16 protein-coding genes are annotated in these 13,778 nt (G+C 50.4%); 5 read left to right on the top strand and 11 right to left on the bottom strand.

Going from position 1 to position 13,778, the window contains the following annotated elements; translation table 11 throughout:
- The first annotated feature begins 91 nt into the window (after window positions 1-91).
- Complete coding sequence (locus HX773_RS21075; RefSeq protein WP_176973168.1) at window positions 92-925, top strand: oxidoreductase; 834 nt, start codon at window positions 92-94, stop codon at window positions 923-925.
- A 102-nt stretch (window positions 926-1,027) separates the two neighbouring features.
- Here HX773_RS21075 and HX773_RS21070 read toward each other — a convergent pair whose 3' ends face one another.
- Together HX773_RS21070 and HX773_RS21065 are read right to left on the bottom strand one after the other, a co-directional pair.
- Window positions 1,028-1,354, bottom strand: coding sequence for a DNA-binding transcriptional regulator (locus tag HX773_RS21070; protein ID WP_061719193.1), 327 nt, complete (start codon window positions 1,352-1,354; stop codon window positions 1,028-1,030).
- Entirely contained in the window at window positions 1,347-1,730 is a 384-nt protein-coding gene (locus tag HX773_RS21065) for a type II toxin-antitoxin system RelE/ParE family toxin (RefSeq protein WP_176973167.1), read from the bottom strand. Before HX773_RS21065 ends, HX773_RS21070 begins: the two co-directional genes overlap by 8 nt.
- A gap of 274 nt (window positions 1,731-2,004) precedes the next feature.
- Here HX773_RS21065 and ycgZ point away from each other — a divergent pair, with 274 nt between their 5' ends.
- The 3 genes from ycgZ (at window position 2,005) to HX773_RS21050 (ending at window position 3,495) form a co-directional block, all read left to right on the top strand.
- Window positions 2,005-2,256, top strand: coding sequence for a regulatory protein YcgZ (gene ycgZ / locus HX773_RS21060; protein WP_110866812.1), 252 nt, complete (start codon window positions 2,005-2,007; stop codon window positions 2,254-2,256).
- A gap of 117 nt (window positions 2,257-2,373) precedes the next feature.
- Complete coding sequence (locus tag HX773_RS21055) at window positions 2,374-2,664, top strand: hypothetical protein (protein ID WP_176973166.1); 291 nt, start codon at window positions 2,374-2,376, stop codon at window positions 2,662-2,664.
- 288 nt (window positions 2,665-2,952) lie between these two features.
- Entirely contained in the window at window positions 2,953-3,495 is a 543-nt protein-coding gene (locus tag HX773_RS21050) for a cysteine hydrolase family protein (RefSeq protein ID WP_176973165.1), read from the top strand.
- Between the two features lie 49 nt (window positions 3,496-3,544).
- On the opposite strand, the gene HX773_RS21045 is transcribed toward HX773_RS21050, so the two are convergent.
- The 3 genes from HX773_RS21045 to HX773_RS21035 form a co-directional block, all read right to left on the bottom strand.
- Complete coding sequence (locus HX773_RS21045; protein ID WP_176973164.1) at window positions 3,545-4,402, bottom strand: substrate-binding domain-containing protein; 858 nt, start codon at window positions 4,400-4,402, stop codon at window positions 3,545-3,547.
- 122 nt (window positions 4,403-4,524) lie between these two features.
- The gene (locus HX773_RS21040; RefSeq protein WP_176973163.1) at window positions 4,525-5,166 is read right to left on the bottom strand and encodes a LysE family translocator; all 642 of its coding nucleotides are present in this window, start codon (window positions 5,164-5,166) and stop codon (window positions 4,525-4,527) included.
- Window positions 5,167-5,395: 229 nt separating this feature from the next.
- Window positions 5,396-5,749, bottom strand: a complete 354-nt coding sequence (locus tag HX773_RS21035) for a DUF1428 domain-containing protein (RefSeq protein ID WP_176973162.1) — start codon at window positions 5,747-5,749, stop codon at window positions 5,396-5,398.
- Window positions 5,750-5,843: 94 nt separating this feature from the next.
- Between HX773_RS21035 and HX773_RS21030 the strand changes: the two genes are divergently transcribed.
- Complete coding sequence (locus HX773_RS21030; RefSeq protein WP_255433282.1) at window positions 5,844-6,548, top strand: hypothetical protein; 705 nt, start codon at window positions 5,844-5,846, stop codon at window positions 6,546-6,548.
- A gap of 104 nt (window positions 6,549-6,652) precedes the next feature.
- Here the strand turns inward: HX773_RS21030 and HX773_RS21025 are convergent, their stop codons facing one another.
- The 6 genes from HX773_RS21025 to HX773_RS21000 form a co-directional block, all read right to left on the bottom strand.
- Complete coding sequence (locus tag HX773_RS21025; protein ID WP_176973161.1) at window positions 6,653-8,086, bottom strand: 6-phospho-beta-glucosidase; 1,434 nt, start codon at window positions 8,084-8,086, stop codon at window positions 6,653-6,655.
- A gap of 18 nt (window positions 8,087-8,104) precedes the next feature.
- The gene (locus tag HX773_RS21020) at window positions 8,105-9,613 is read right to left on the bottom strand and encodes a PTS transporter subunit EIIC (protein ID WP_176973160.1); all 1,509 of its coding nucleotides are present in this window, start codon (window positions 9,611-9,613) and stop codon (window positions 8,105-8,107) included.
- A gap of 117 nt (window positions 9,614-9,730) precedes the next feature.
- Window positions 9,731-10,489, bottom strand: coding sequence for a MurR/RpiR family transcriptional regulator (locus HX773_RS21015; RefSeq protein ID WP_176973159.1), 759 nt, complete (start codon window positions 10,487-10,489; stop codon window positions 9,731-9,733).
- Between the two features lie 158 nt (window positions 10,490-10,647).
- Window positions 10,648-11,130: a glutathione peroxidase gene (locus HX773_RS21010; protein ID WP_176973158.1), complete on the bottom strand. Its 483-nt coding sequence runs from the start codon at window positions 11,128-11,130 to the stop codon at window positions 10,648-10,650.
- A 105-nt stretch (window positions 11,131-11,235) separates the two neighbouring features.
- On the bottom strand, window positions 11,236-12,417 hold the full coding sequence (locus HX773_RS21005; RefSeq protein ID WP_176973157.1) for an MFS transporter: 1,182 nt from the start codon (window positions 12,415-12,417) through the stop codon (window positions 11,236-11,238).
- Window positions 12,418-12,573: 156 nt separating this feature from the next.
- Complete coding sequence (locus HX773_RS21000) at window positions 12,574-13,710, bottom strand: alpha/beta hydrolase (RefSeq protein ID WP_176973156.1); 1,137 nt, start codon at window positions 13,708-13,710, stop codon at window positions 12,574-12,576.
- Window positions 13,711-13,778: the final 68 nt, after the last annotated feature.

Below are 13,778 nucleotides of genomic sequence, written 5' to 3'. Positions count from 1 at the left end.
AGATTAGGCAAGGATTAAACAAAATAAGGCCTTATAGCCGTTTCATTACCAGAATATTATGCATCCTCTACTTTTTGAGGAGAAACCGCAAATGTCCAACGTTAAAACATTATTCATTACCGGCGTCAGCAGCGGATTTGGCCGCGCGCTGGCGCAGGTTGCGTTAAATCGTGGCTATCGTGTGGTCGGTACGGTGCGCAATGCTGCGGCAAAAACCGAGTTTGAAAATTTGCATGCGGAAAATGCGTTCGCCTATGAATTGGATGTCACCCATTTCGCCGCGATTGATGCGGTAATTGCCGATGTTGAAACCCAGCTTGGCCCGATTGATGTGCTGGTGAATAACGCCGGTTACGGCCACGAAGGCGTGATGGAGGAATCACCGCTGGATGAGATGCGCCGCCAGTTTGACGTCAACGTGTTTGGCGCGGTGGCGATGATTAAAGCGCTGCTGCCCTTTATGCGCCAGCGCCGTCAGGGCCACATTATTAATATCACCTCGATGGGCGGTTTTATCACCATGCCCGGCATCAGCTATTACTGCGGCAGCAAGTTTGCGCTGGAAGGGATTTCGGAAACCCTGAGCAAAGAACTGGCGCCGTTCAACATCCATGTGACCGCCGTCGCACCCGGATCGTTTCGCACCGATTGGGCCGGGCGTTCGATGGTGCGCAGCGCACGCAGCATCGCCGATTATGATGCGCTGTTCGACCCGATTCGGCAGGCGCGTGAGGAGAAGAGTGGCAAGCAGCTGGGCGATCCACTTAAAGCCGCCAGCGCGATGCTCGATGTGATCGAAAGCAGCAATCCACCGGCGCATCTGTTGCTGGGCAGCGATGCTTTGGCATTGGTGCGACAGAAGATGGAATCATTTAGCGCGGAGATTGATCGCTGGGAAGCGCTGACGCGATCGACGGATGGCTGATGGAATAATTGCGGTGATATTCAGGTGCGCATGAATGCGCACCCTACAAAATCTCGCCACGTTAACATTCATGGCGACCGATTTACGTTCAACTGAGGGACATTAACGCAGCACTTCCAACCCCTTTCGCTCGATAAGATTGAGCAATCGCAGTGCTGCGCCGTTAGGTTTTTTCTCTTCTCGCTCCCATTTCACTACCGTACCCACCGACATGCCGACGTAGGCGGCCAGCATCGCCTGGCTCAAATTATAGCGTTGACGTAACTGATTTATTTCATCACCCGACATCATGTGGAGGACAGGTAGCGAAGCGCGCAATTCACGCAATCTCACACGAGAATCAATTTTTTCTTTTAGCTCATCTGTGACCACGCCAATTTCATTAAAATCCTCGGCGATCTCTTGTAAATCTTTCAGATGATTAACCATCACATTTTACCTCACGCATCTTGCCAGTTTTGATGGCTACTTTTGCTTGTTCCAATGTCATTTCAAACAGTTGTTTGGCCACTTCCTTGTAGAGAGCGAGATCAGATTCAGATATCTCCCGACCACTACTTTTGAATGCGGATTTAGCATAGCCGTTAACGAAAAAAAGATGTTTTTCAGTTTTAAAGGCTACAACCGCTCGGGCCCCGCCACTTTTTCCAGCATCTAAAGGAATACGCTTTTTGTAAACTCCCCCGCCGAAACTGGCTTCATAAATCCCTGCCATGACTTCCAGCGCCGCTTTGCATAATTTTGCACTATCGATAGCGTCACCTTTGGTGTTTCTATCGAATGGCTTTAAGACATAAATTGCCATGTGTTCCCTCCGTTCTTAATGAGGACTCTCCTTGTCCTGGCATGAAAATCTATTGTACTAAGTGCAATATATATACTCAAGAACAGCCTTCATCACTAAGCATTGTATAAAATACATTCAGCCTCCCTGACCTATTCCTTAAGTTATTGTTAACAATAACTTAGCACTTTTGGCCAAATCACTGCGCAACTGATTCGCCATATTCCTGTACATATTAATTAAACTTGTATAAGTTTGATGGCTAAAGTTATACGTCAACCTTGAGGATGGAACCATGCGTCAGGATCGTAACTTTTCCACAGCGTCGGAAGCTATTGCACGCTACTTCAAAGAAGCCTCTTTGCCTTCGCAGCAGGAAACGCTGGGACAGATTGTGGTTGAAATCTTGCGTTCAGGACGGACATTAAGCCGTAAAACGCTGTGCACCAAGTTGCTGTGCCGTATGGAGCAAGCGCGTGGTACTGAAGCGGAAATTCACTATCAGCAATTAATCGGCCTGATGTTTTCCGTAGAACGAGAAGCGTAAAACAGGCGCCGCTGACCAGAGAATTAACCAAGTGGTTTCCGCCTCATTCTCCTTGTGGTTAGACTGAATCCACTTTGTTATTTGCCGCAGGTCCGCCGCGATAACCAGAGAGAATCTATGTACAGAAGTGATGAAGAACGGCTCACCGACATCATCATGGGCGATGCGATTTTACAGTTGCTGAAAAAATCCGGCCCGGTCTCCACCCGCGCGCTGCTTGATAAATTGCGCGTGATGGCGTCGATTGAACGCGATCCGCCGCGCCAGCAAGCACTGAGCCGTGCGATGTCGGAAGTGATGAATCATATCGAAACCCCGCAGCAGAGCGGAATAGCGATCAAAAACACCGATAACGTCACGCATATTTTCCGCAATCGTGACGGTTCAGGTAATGGAATCAAGCACTAAACGTTGGGCGAATGCTGGTTGATCCGCGTTCGCCCTTTTGTTTCACAGATGTAAACACTTCACGCTTGTTTTCTCCTCGCACTCTGTTAGATTCAGAACTCACACCGAATTCTGGCGAGCTTTTATGTCTATCTTCAACGCATTAACCACAGAGACCACAACCACCACCGCATATGGCGGCGGCGTGTGTGCATCTGTAGCGAAGAGATAAGCTCCAGCATCCTCAGCCCCGTCAATCATTGAACGGGGAATGGTCTCCGTTCATAGCATGTAGAAAGGAGACACACCATGCAGCCATCGCAACATAAAGCCTTGTTAGTCATTGATATGCAGAATGGGTTATTTCACGCTTCGCCAGCGCCCTTTGCTGCGGAATCTGTTTTAGCCAATATCAATCAGCTGATCGCGTTAGCCCATCAAGCGCATACGCCTGTTTTCTTCGCGCGCCACACTGGACCGGATGGATCGCCCTTCGCCGAAAGCAGCCCGCTGACTCAGCTGATTCCTGAACTGCAGATGGATGCATCGCGCGATCGGGTATTTGTGAAGCGCTATCCCAACTGTTTCCGTGATACTGAATTCCTGGCTGCGCTGAAAAGTGCCGATATCCACGAATTAGTGATTGTTGGCATGAAAAGCGAATACTGCGTGGATACCACTTGTCGTGCTGCGGCAGATTTAGGTTTTCGCGTGGTGCTAATTGAGGATGGACATACTTCCGTGGATAACGGCGTGCTGAACGCCGGGCAGATTATTGCGCACCATAATAAAACTCTGGCTGGGCCCTTTGTGCAGCTATCAGCGTGTGTCGATTATGCGTTTGCGGAGTAATTAGAGATTCGGTGCGCAGCAATGCGCACCGTTGACAATTTAGCGGCAATTAATGCCGAATCGCACATCCGCACTGCGACATTTCGCCCGGCACATGTTTGCCGTGATGCGAATGGCGCACCTGCAATTCGCCCTGCTGCCAGGCGTTACTGGTATCGGCACGGTTTTCCAGCAAACGATTCAGCGCTTCGGCCACCAGCAAATCCCGTCGCTGCGCCCAACTGGTGAGATGCCAGGTTGACGCGCGCGCCTCATCAACATCATCAAACCCCACCACCGCGACATGTGCGCCTTGCGCGAAGTCGCGTACCGCTTGTAACGCGCCGAACGCCAGCACATCGCTTTCGCAGAACAGCGCATTGATACGCTCGGCAGCGCGCGTTTTCTTCAAATACGCCATCATTGCCTGATAAGCCAGTTCGCGATCGTTGCCACCGGCACAGAGCTCGATATTCAATTCTTTCTGTTCAGCTTGCAGGCTGGCGACAAAACCGTCCATCTGGCGCGCGGGCACGCTGTTTTCCTGGCTGTGCATAAAACCGAAACGTTGATGACCTTGCGACAGCAGCAGCAATCCCATCTCTCCGCCTGCGTCATAACCATCGGCAATCACAACGTTAGCATCCGCGCTGGCGCTGAGATGGACCGTTGCCGCCTGCGGCAGAATATCGGCCGCCACACTCAGTTCATCGCTAAATAGCGAAGTCAGAAAAACCAAACCGCCGACAGGAAGTTGTGCCGCATTACGCAGCGCGCTTTGAAAACTTTCGCGGGAATTCGCATTCAGCAGCAGCGTAATAAAACCACGCTCATTCAGCTGGCGCGTGACTTCATTGAGCAGCTTTACGGTGTTGGGGTTGATGAACTCATCGCTGACAATGCCAACGATTTTGGAATTAACGGCCATGAAATGACTCTCCTGCAACTTAGCGTGCGGTAATTATTTGTAGGTAACAAAGTTAAGCATTCCACGTTACCCGAATAATCCGTGAGCGCCAATCGCTGGCCGTTGTTCCTGAGGTGAATTTGTTAACGACGCGTCAGCGCCAGGCGTAAGCCTAAACCGATAAAGGTGATGCCCACCACACGATCAAGCAATTTCTGCAACATCACATTGCGCGACACCGCGCTAGCCGCGCTGCCAGCAACCAGGGCAAAGATCACGTCAGTCATTAAACCCACAACCGCATACGTCAGGCCGAGCAACAGAAACGAGCTGGCATGATGATCGCCATCAACTACCACGAATTGTGGGAAGAAGGAGATGAAAAACAACAATACTTTTGGATTGGTAATCGATGTAATAAAACCGCGAACTAATAAGTTGCGAGTATTAGAGCGTGGAATTTCAGCCTGCGGTGTTTTGTCTTCTTCACGGCTGAAAAAGCTTCCCCACACCATCTTACTGCCCAGATAAATTAAATAAGCCGCACCAATATATTTAATCACCGTAAATAACAGTGGCGAAGCGGTAATTAACGCCGTTAAACCGATTGCGCTGGCAATGGCATGCGTGCAACTTCCCAGCGCTACGCCACTCGCTGATATCACACCGCTGCGTCGTCCATTCGCTACGCTTTGTCCTACGACATAAGCTAAATCCGGTCCCGGTGTAATACACAACAGAAATACGGATGCGAGGAAAAGCGGAAAGTGCATGATATCCAGCATAGTAACTCCTTGTTAAGGGTGAATAATTCCAGCACCTATCGTAGCGGCGCGATTAATTGCACACAATAGAAGTAAGAGACATACAATAATTTTGAAACAAAATAGCGCGATAAATCGCGTAAGGCCAATCAGTTACGTACCGCATCAAATCACCGCACATTTCGTAGCGGCGCGATTTATCGCGCAATAAATTGCGCCGCTACGGTTCAATGCAGTTGCAAATACTCAACTACGCCTCCAGCAAAATCGCGAATCCGCCATAGATCATGCGCTTACCATCGAACGGCATATTCTCGCCCATCTCTTTCATGCGCGGATCGGACATCATTTTGGCATTGGCGGCGTCACGCACTTCCCGCGAGGGATATTCGATCCAGCTGAACACCACCGTTTCGCCCTCTTCGGCTTTTACTGCGCGATAGAAATCGGTCTGTGAACCTTCGGGTACATCGTCTGCCCAGCACTCGACGACACGCGTGGCGCCAAACTCTTTAAACAGCGGCGCGGCTTTAGCCGCCATGGCACGATAATCCTCCTTATTGGCTTCCGGCACCGCTACGACAAAACCATCAACATACGACATAGCTCGTTACTCCGTCGTCATTTGCGCGGTCAGTAATAACCGCCCATTAATTGTATAAATGATGTGCAAGCCGAGCCGAAACAGAGATGAAAAATTGCGCGCTTACTCGCAGATTCTGCGCGCGCCAGAGGATTTACGTTACACTGACGCCTTTGATCGTTACGTCACCGAGAAATCTATGCGCATCACCATTGAACCGGCCGATCAGCCGTTTATTCACCGCTTGTTGGGTGAAGAGATTGAGAGTATTGACACCGCATCCACCGATGCCACGCTATTACAGCAGGCGCTGCACAGCGCACGACAGCAGAAGAATCACGAAGCCGATCTCGACTGGCGTCGCAACGCGCTGTTTTTGCTACTGTTTGTGTTTTTATATGCCGCGCTCGGTGCGTCGTTAACGCTGGATCTCACGCCGCAGGCATCGAGCCATAAAAGCCTCGCTTACGCGCTGGAAGCCGTGCCGGTGCTGATCGCCTTCTCCGGATTATTTGTCTCATTGCTGTACGTATTTCTGACCCGCAGCGGCGCACGACGCTTGCGTAACTGGGAACAGGGAATTTTTGTGCTGGAGAAATACAGCGGCGCGAATATCAGCCGGCAGATTAATGAAATGGGATCACGCACTACCAATTATTCGCAGTCGGCGATTAATGTTGCGCTGGCGCTGTTTATTTGTGTGACCTGGGTGGTGATGTATAACTATTTCACGTTCACCACCAGCGGCGTGATTGGCAGCGTGATTTCGTTATTCATCACCACCATGACTTACGTGATTCTGGATATTCAGCTGCTGTAATCTAATTCATCCATCGCCATTGATGAACCGCTGATTCCGGCTGAAGACGAAAAAGAGAAGCCTTAAGGATCTCGATGTGCGACATCCCTGTCGCACATATTTTGCTAAAGTTCTTTGCCGTTGCTGGCGATGACCCGACGATACCAGTCAAAACTCTTCTTCTTCGAGCGGGAAAAATCCCCGCTACCATCGTCATTTTTATTTACGTAAATAAAGCCATAGCGCTTGCTGTATTGCCCGGTGGTGAAAGATACGCAGTCAATACATCCCCAAGGGGTATATCCCATAAGATCGACGCCATCTTCAGTCACGGCTTTCTTCATCTGTTCAATATGCGCGCGCAGATAGTCGATGCGGTAGTCATCATTGACCTCGCCCTTTTTATCCATTTTGTCGATGGCACCAAAACCGTTTTCCACCACAAAAAGCGGCTTTTCGTAACGCTCGTAGAGAATATTCAGGACATAACGCAGGCCAACCGGATCGATCTGCCAGCCCCAATCTGAGGCTTTAACGTGCGGATTCGGTACGCTGCCCTCGAAGCCTGAAAGCGCCGTCCCGCTGCCGGCATTTTCTTTACTGACCGCATTACTCATGTAATAGCTCAGCCCGATATAATCGGCACAGCCTTCCCGCAGAATCTGCGCATCATCCGGTTCCATTGCAATATGGTATCCCTTGCGTTGCCATTCATTGAGAATATAAGCCGGATAATGACCGCGCATGTGCACGTCACTGAACAGGAATCGCTCCCTCATTGCTTCCTGGGCATACATCACATCATCCGGATGACAGGAAAACGGATATAGCGGCACCATGGCAATCATGCAGCCAATTTGTAGTGCAGGATTAATTTCATGCCCCAACTTCACCACTTGAGCACTGGCCACAAATTGATGGTGTAGAACCTGATACATGCACTCTTCAGGATTAGGCTCGTGGGTGAAAATAACGCCCGAGCAGCAGTATCCAAACAGCGGGGTTTTCCAGTTGCGCTGATTATTAATTTCGTTGAAGGTCATCCAGTATTTTACTTTGTGCTGGAAGCGTTCAATAACCACCGTGCTGAAGCGGACAAAGAAGTCCAAAACTTTTCTGTTTTTCCAGCCGCCATATTCGGTGACCAGGAAATTAGGCATCTCAAAATGGGACAGCGTGATAACCGGTTCAATTCCGTATTTCAGCAGCTCATCGAATAGCGCCTCGTAAAAACGCAAACCCTCTTCGTTCGGCTCGGCTTCATCGCCGCGTGGAAAAATACGCGACCAGGCAATTGAGGTGCGGAAGCAGCGGAAGCCCATTTCGGCCAACAGCGCGATGTCCTCACGATAGCGATGGTAAAAATCTGATGCCTCGTGATTGGCATAAAAGCAGTCACCCTGAATGCCGGAAGTGATGACGCGATCAACACCGTGCGCCCCGCTGGTCAGGACATCGACAATGCTCGGCCCTTTGCCGCCTTTATCCCAGGCACCCTCGACCTGATGAGCCGCAACAGCGCCGCCCCACATGAAATTTTCTGGAAATGGCTTATTCATAATCTGTATCTCAATTTATCAGATGGTGCCAGGCTGCGGCACAGAGCGAACGTCAGGTTGGCTATCTTCTTTGAATCCCGCGACCCAGGAGAAGATCATGCCCAATATGAAGGCGACGAATATGGATACCAGGAAGCCGAGGAACTGCGTCATGTGCCCCTCTTTAAAGAACACCGGCAGGACGGCAATGCCTGGAATGCAGTAACTCCATGAAACCGCGTTGAAAGCCCCGGCGATCATGCCGCCGGCAGCGCCCGCCAGACAGCCACAAATCATCGGTCGTTTAAGACGCAGTGCCACACCGTAAATGGCGGGTTCAGTAATGCCGAACAGCGCCGTTACACCCGCAGAGAGCGCCATACGTTTAAGCTCTGCGTCTTTCGCCTTCAGGTATACGCCCAGCACCGCGCCCGCCATACCAAATACCGCGGAGGCTTGCAGTCCGGTAAAGGTGTCGTAGCCCAGGGTGGCATAGTTACCGACGGTCACTGGCGTGATGCCCCAATGTACGCCCAAGGTAACCAGTGGCATCCACAAGGCACCGACCACAAATCCGGCAATGGCGGGGCTGAGATGATAAAGGGTGTTGTAGACGCCACCGATGGCGCCGCCAATCATATTGCCGATCGGCCCGAATGCCAGAAGCGTGAGCGGAACCATGATGGCGAGGCAGAACATCGGCGTGAACAGGTTGCGTATCACCATCGGAAGCAGGCGCTCAAAGAAACGCTGAACATACGACATGCCCCACACCATCAAAATAATGGGGATCACCGACGAGGTGTAACTCAAATATTCTACCGGCAGCCCCATAAAGGTCAGCGGCGCGGCATCAAGTGGAACGCCAGCGATCTGCACCATCACCTTTGAAATTTCGGGATTTTCAACCGCGCTCTTCATCAAAGCTTGTACGGCCGGATCGGCTGAGTTGGCGGTAAGGATTTTGTTGGCCGTCAACATATTCAGGTAATCCGGCGACACCAGCGCGCAGGCGGAGATAACCGCCGTGAACGGATTGACGTTGAATTTTTTGGCGGCGGTAAACGCCACCATCACGGGCAGGAAGGTAAAGCCGGTCCACGAAACGAAGTTAAGGATGCGATAAGTGCCGCTTGCCGGATCCATCAGGTCGATGGCGGTCAGCAGCGAAATGATGCCCTGCAACACACCGCAGGCTGCCAGCGGATAGAGAAAAGGCGCAAATATGCTGGAGATGATATCCATAATGCGGCTAACGATACCGACGTTAGGCGGTGTTACCGCTGCACTTTCGTCGATAGTGAGTAGATTCTGCACTTCGCGGTAAGCGTCACCGACGTGATTACCAATTACCACCTGCATCTGGCCGCTGGCCTGCATCGCGGTAATAACGCCTTTTACCCGCTTTAAGGTTTCAACCTCGACCAGAGAATAATCTTTCAGCACAAATCTCAGACGCGTAGCGCAATGCGTGACACTTATCACATTATTATCGCTACCTATCAGTCTTACGATCTCTTTCGCAGAATCCGCATAATTTATTGCCATGGTTTTCTTCCATTGCCAGAGGGAATTCAGTCCGTCAGGAGCGAACTAATCCCGGCAATGTTAGAAAATCATCCCGGCAATGTCACGAGGTCACAATATGTTATAACGGGTCGATAATTACAAAAATGTCACACCGCGTGACATGTCGCTGACATTATCCACCACCAGCTTTCTGCCGATCGATTCAAGAATGAAAATAACCGGAACCTGAGTGGTAATATCGTATTCGTTTTCAATCAAAATGCGAGAAACGTGGTAAGGAACAATAAAGTCAGAAAGTTTTGCTAGAGTTGAATCCGGGTTGCAAGTAATAGAAATCACTTTGCACTTGTGAATAACAAACTGCCTGGCAAGCTTCAATATTTCGGGGGTTTCGCCAGAGACAGAAAGCACGATAGCCACTGAACTCTGCACCATATCGGTACTCACCGGATAATAGGGATCATCTATGTGATTGCTGAACTTGCCCACATTAGAGAAGAAACGCGCGCCATACCTGCCGAGCGTGCCAGAGCTGCCTGCGCCAGCAAAGAACACCCGTTCGGCATCACGAATGTATTGAGCCGCATGGTTAATCATCTCATCAAATTCATCGTTTCTGATGCTTTTAAAAAAGGTCAATATTTCCTCAGCCCCATGAGGAATCAGTAATGTGCTATTTTTGTTCAGGTGCAACTTCATACTCGCTTTGAGTTCTGAGTAACCTTTGAAATCCATTTTTTTACAGAATCGCAAAACAGTCGCGGTAGACACGCCAGAATTATCGGCAAGCTCTCTGATCGTCATATAAATAACGGCATTGATATTTTTGATAATGTAATTGTGCACGCTGCTTTCGAGGGCATTTAGGGTTGCTAGTTTTCTGGCGTTGAACATGTATTTAAACATCCTGATGATTCAGTTATGACGCTTATCATGTCACAAACCGTGACATACGAGGGATGTTTAACGAGGAAACAGGCGCAGCGAACAAAAAGAAATTCTGTTAATTGTGATAGCTCGCACAATTTGGATCAAGCATGGCGGAATGCATATTAGTTTTCCAGCTCAGCAAGGATCGTCGCTTCCATTTTTTCCGGCGTGGTGATCGGTGCAAAACGCTTGAGCGGTTTGCCGTCGCGTCCGATCAGAAACTTCGTAAAGTTCCATTTGATCCGGCTGCCCAACACGCCGGGTAGTGCCTCTTTCAGGTAGCGAAATATGGGGTGCGTTGCGGCGCCGTTAACCTCGATTTTCTCGAACATCGGGAAGCTCACACCGTAGTTGATGAGGCAGGTCTGCGCGATATCATCGGCACCGCCGGGTTCCTGCTTGCCAAACTGGTTGCAGGGGAAACCCAATATTATCAGCCCCTTGTCGGCGTACTTCTTATAGAGCGCTTCAAGGCCGGCATATTGTGGTGTGAATCCACACTGGCTGGCGGTATTCACCACCAGAACCAGTTTACCGGCGTAATCGGCCATAGAAATGGGCTGCCCACGCAGGCTGATGGCATTGAGTTGATGAAAGGTGGTCATGTATAAATCCTCAGAGCAGAATCAGTTCGGCGTTAAAGACGGTGCTTTAGTCTGTTAGAGGATAGCCGCCTCTGCTCCTTATTCTATGATTAAACCGCCTGCGATTCATGTTTGACGTGATGTGTGAAACGTCATTACTACCGCACCAAGAAGTAATAAAGCACTCGAGCCGAAAGCACTTTGCCAACCCAGACTGTCGAAAATCAAACCCCCAACGGTTGATCCAAGCGCAATGGAGAGTTGGATGACAGCAACCATGAGACCACCACCTGCCTCTGCATCTTCGGGAAGCGTCCGCGCAATCCATGTCCACCATCCGGTTGGCGCGGCAGTCGCAAGCATTCCCCACAGGCTCAGCAAAACGGCAACAATCCACATGCTGTGGCCAAATATAAGTAACGTACCGGCAATCGCTGACATAAGCAGTGGTATCAAGATTAATGTCGGATAAAACCTTGAGTTCAGGAAGGTCGAAACAATCGTTGTGCCGATAAAACCTGCTGCGCCTATAGCAAGCAAAATCCAGGGCAGGCCTGGAGCGCTCACTTTGGTCACGTTCTCCAGAAACGGTCGCACGTAGGTAAATAAGGCAAACTGCCCCATAAAGAAGAGTCCGCAAGCCAGCAGCCCCGTTGATACGATTGAGACTCTGAACAGACGAAGCACCGATCCCTGTGGCTTGCGTTGATTATCGCTTTCCATCGAAGGCAGGCTGAGGCATTGCCAGATGAACGCGACTATCGCAAGCGGTACGAGACATAAAAAGGCGCCCCGCCATCCGACAGTCGCCCCGAGGTAGCTACCCAGCGGTGCCGCCACAACGGTGGCCAGCGCGTTCCCGCCGTTAAAAATCGCCAGCGCGCGAGGAACCTTGTGCTGCGGTACCAGCCGAATGGCTGTTGCGGCCGACATTGACCAGAACCCACCGATGACGATCCCGATTAGCGCCCTCCCGAGCATATAAACCGAATAACTGGCCGCCAGCGCGACAATGATTGCCGATACCGCCATCAGAACTGTCAGTCCCAGCAGAAGATATTTCCGATTCAGATTCCCGGCAATGCGGGAGATAGCCAGGCTGGTAATGACCGCCAGCGCGCCAGAGATGGCAATTCCCTGTCCTGCCAGCCCTTCCGTGACGTGCAAGTCGCGGGCAATAGGGGTTAGCAGACTAACCGGCATAAATTCAGAAGCGATCAACACAAAAACGCAGAGCGTCATGGCAAATACGCCGCCCCAATACGACTGGGTTTTATGGTGAGAGGGTTTAATATTTACTGTGGACATTATCAACATCTCTTAATTCGAGCCGACCTGATTCAGGCGAAGCTGGGAGATGCGTTTTTCAGGGAATAACATCATCATTTCACTGCGTCACATCAGGCAAGTTAATGCCACCCGTGCAATATGGGTGGCATGGTAAATGCAAATTATTTCAGAAGGTTACCTTAAATTTGATTTGAAAAATTGTTCAAATTTAGCAAATGGGATCTTTCCAGCCACGTTGTCATATAAGTCCACATGGTTTGCCCCAGGAATAATCACCAGCTCTTTCTTTTTACTCCCGATCGCTTTAAAAGCGTCTTCAGCAAAATAACGTGAATGGGCTTTTTCACCGGTCACAATAAGCGCAGGGATAGTGATTTCATTTGCATAACTCAGCAGCGGCATATTCATAAATGACAGTGGCATTGTTGCATTCCATGCGCCGGTTGAGTTGACCGAACGCGCATGGAAACCTCGCGGCATGCGGTAATAATCAAAGAATTCTTTCAAGACGGGATTCGGATTAGCGGGTAACGTTTCCGGCAGAATACGTTCAGAAGCGCTGACTTTACCTTTTTCGTCAACATAGATGTCGTGACCACCGGGCGCGGAAGTGCCGTTTTCCGCATCCTTCCAGCGCTGCGCGTTCAGATACTGCAACACAGCACGACGATCGGCGGTGGTGTAACGGTCTTTGCCATCGCCCACGCCATGGCCCATTGCGCGGCTCATGTCATACATCACGCTGGTTGCCACGGCTTTAACTCGTGTATCCATAGCGGCGTCGTTTAAGGCCATGCCGCCCAGGCCGCAAATACCGAGCAGCCCGATACGGTTGCGGTCCACCTCTTTTTGCAGACCTAAGAAATCAACTGCCGCGCTGAAATCCTCGGTATTGATATCCGGAGACGCCACATTACGCGGGTAGCCGCCACTTTCGCCCGTATATGAAGGGTCAAACGCGAGGGTAACAAATCCCTGTTCAGCCAGCGTTTGCGCGTACAGGCCGCTGGATTGTTCTTTGACTGCACCGAAAGGCCCGCTGATGGCAACGGCTGCCAGCTTGCGCTCGCCGCGATCCTTTGGAAGGTAGAGATCCCCAACTAAGGTGATTCCATAACGGTTCTGAAAGGTAACCTTACGGTGATCCACTTTCGTACTTTCAGCAAAGGTTTTATCCCAATTTTTGACCAGCGAAACGGGTGCGTTCGGATTGGTGGTATCAGCATAACTCATCGTTGAAACTCCACTTAATGATGCGCATAGCAGCATTGCAGGTAACACCGCTGTCAGTTTTTGCGTGAAAACAGTCATTAAAATCCTCCAGAAAAAACATCAAAGAGGCAGGTGTCATACCGACAACGCTGCTGTGCTTTATTGCA

Source organism: Pantoea sp. B9002 (assembly GCF_013385945.1).
In the GTDB taxonomy this organism is placed as follows: Bacteria; Pseudomonadota; Gammaproteobacteria; order Enterobacterales; family Enterobacteriaceae; genus Pantoea.
The sequence above is the reverse complement of the archived record's forward strand: the minus strand, read 5'-3'. Positions and strand labels throughout refer to the sequence as shown.

Bases quoted from the DNA above. Each gene is read 5' to 3' on its own strand.
- HX773_RS21020 (WP_176973160.1), bottom strand. From the start codon at position 9,613: ATGGCAATAAATTATGCGGATTCTGCGAAAGAGATCGTAAGACTGATA.
- HX773_RS21065 (WP_176973167.1), bottom strand. From the start codon at position 1,730: ATGGCAATTTATGTCTTAAAGCCATTCGATAGAAACACCAAAGGTGAC.
- ycgZ (WP_110866812.1), top strand. From the start codon at position 2,005: ATGCGTCAGGATCGTAACTTTTCCACAGCGTCGGAAGCTATTGCACGC.
- HX773_RS21035 (WP_176973162.1), bottom strand. From the start codon at position 5,749: ATGTCGTATGTTGATGGTTTTGTCGTAGCGGTGCCGGAAGCCAATAAG.
- HX773_RS21015 (WP_176973159.1), bottom strand. From the start codon at position 10,489: ATGTTCAACGCCAGAAAACTAGCAACCCTAAATGCCCTCGAAAGCAGC.
- HX773_RS21000 (WP_176973156.1), bottom strand. From the start codon at position 13,710: ATGACTGTTTTCACGCAAAAACTGACAGCGGTGTTACCTGCAATGCTG.
- HX773_RS21010 (WP_176973158.1), bottom strand. From the start codon at position 11,130: ATGACCACCTTTCATCAACTCAATGCCATCAGCCTGCGTGGGCAGCCC.
- HX773_RS21045 (WP_176973164.1), bottom strand. From the start codon at position 4,402: ATGGCCGTTAATTCCAAAATCGTTGGCATTGTCAGCGATGAGTTCATC.
- HX773_RS21025 (WP_176973161.1), bottom strand. From the start codon at position 8,086: ATGAATAAGCCATTTCCAGAAAATTTCATGTGGGGCGGCGCTGTTGCG.
- HX773_RS21050 (WP_176973165.1), top strand. From the start codon at position 2,953: ATGCAGCCATCGCAACATAAAGCCTTGTTAGTCATTGATATGCAGAAT.
- HX773_RS21005 (WP_176973157.1), bottom strand. From the start codon at position 12,417: ATGTCCACAGTAAATATTAAACCCTCTCACCATAAAACCCAGTCGTAT.
- HX773_RS21070 (WP_061719193.1), bottom strand. From the start codon at position 1,354: ATGGTTAATCATCTGAAAGATTTACAAGAGATCGCCGAGGATTTTAAT.
- HX773_RS21040 (WP_176973163.1), bottom strand. From the start codon at position 5,166: ATGCTGGATATCATGCACTTTCCGCTTTTCCTCGCATCCGTATTTCTG.
- HX773_RS21075 (WP_176973168.1), top strand. From the start codon at position 92: ATGTCCAACGTTAAAACATTATTCATTACCGGCGTCAGCAGCGGATTT.
- HX773_RS21055 (WP_176973166.1), top strand. From the start codon at position 2,374: ATGTACAGAAGTGATGAAGAACGGCTCACCGACATCATCATGGGCGAT.